1 protein-coding gene is annotated in these 1,507 nt (G+C 41.7%); it reads right to left on the reverse strand.

The features are described 5' to 3' along the window. Positions 1-58 precede the first annotated feature (58 nt). Positions 59-1,342: an ABC transporter substrate-binding protein gene (locus UYI_RS0109775; RefSeq protein WP_016866485.1), complete on the reverse strand. Its 1,284-nt coding sequence runs from the start codon at positions 1,340-1,342 to the stop codon at positions 59-61. Between the last annotated feature and the right edge of the window lie 165 nt (positions 1,343-1,507).

The raw sequence follows: 1,507 nt of genomic DNA on the forward strand, positions 1-1,507 counted from the left end.
CATCTCCCCACTCCCTTGGGGGAGTGGGGGCCGGTGAGTTCCCCACCTCCCCACCTCCTCACACATCCCCCAACAACCGCCTTGTCTCCTGGGCTGCTGCTTTCATGGCTGCTTCCGGAGTCATGCGATTTGTTAATGCTGCACTCAAGTAACGTTGCAAAATATCTGATGTTTGGGCATATTGGGCAATGGGTGGACGCAAAACAGCTTGTTCTACTACTTCTAGTAATTGGGGATAGTGGGGATAGGTGGCGACGATTTGTGGATCTGTAAATAATGAACGTCTGCTAGGGACAAAACCAGCTTTCAGAATAAATCGACGCTGTGCTTCTTCGCTGGTAAAGTATTGAATTGCTTTCCAAGCCTCTTGGGGATGTTTAGTTGTTTTAGAAATTCCCAAACCCCATCCACCTAAACAAGCCCCTCCATTGTCACCAGAGGCGCTAACCATTGGTTTGATGGCAATTTTACCTCTGATCGGGGAATCTTTGGCATTGGCTAAAGGCCAAACATAGGGCCAACTACGTAAAAATACCGCTTGTCCACTCTGAAAAATGCGTCTAGTTTCTTCTTCTTGGTATGTTGTGACACCAGGAGGAGAAATACCTGTTTGAATTGTCTGTTTGAGAAAAGCGATCGCTTTTAAGGTTTCTGGTCTATCTAATCCTACTTCTAGGGTGTTAGGATTCACCCAAAATCCCCCGAAACCTTCAAGAATTTCGACAAACATCGCCGCTAATCCTTCATATTGGCGACCTTGCCAAATATAACCCCAATTTATCTTGTCCTGCTGTTTTAAAGCTTGGGAAATCTTGATTAAATCTGTAAATGTTTCTGGTGGATTAAACCCCGCTTGTTTCAGTAAATCTTCCCGGTAGTAAAGCATTCCCACATCACTCCGCATGGGAATTCGATATAACCTACCTTTGTAACGTCCTCCTTCTACATCCTTGGGTGAAAACGCTGTCAATTCTGATTGTGTAACCTTGTCTGTTAAATCTAGCAGCCACCCAGCCGCAGCAAATTTAGGTGTCCAAATGACATCCATATTGATCAGGTCATAAGGAGAATCACCTAAAATAAAAGCTGAAGTGTACAAATCTTCAAGTAAATTCGTAGCGTTTGGCCCTTCAATAATGTTGATGCGAATACCAGGATTTTTACTCTCAAAGTCTTTAATGATACCCTCTTTCCAAGGTTGAGCATCAGGGGCTGTCATCAACAAATTGAGAACTACTGGTTGTTGGGTTTGGGCTGGCAGAACAGATATAAAAATAATACCCAGCAATACCACAACAAAAATTACTATTGACCATTTAAATTTTGCTAGGACTTTTACCATTAGCTTTGCCGGCTGACGGGTAAATATTCACTTTACTCTGAAAAATTAGGTGATTTGATGGAATATTAAGTAGTTGTCAGGAAATTTTAAAAATACGTAATCTAATTTATTATTTATTTTTGTTATCAATTAGAATTGCAGCCATGACAAAAATCAATGAATACG

The sequence above is a fragment of the Fischerella muscicola PCC 7414 genome (genome assembly GCF_000317205.1).
Taxonomy (GTDB): Bacteria; Cyanobacteriota; Cyanobacteriia; order Cyanobacteriales; family Nostocaceae; genus Fischerella; species Fischerella muscicola.

Bases quoted from the DNA above. Each gene is read 5' to 3' on its own strand.
- UYI_RS0109775 (WP_016866485.1), bottom strand. From the start codon at position 1,342: ATGGTAAAAGTCCTAGCAAAATTTAAATGGTCAATAGTAATTTTTGTT.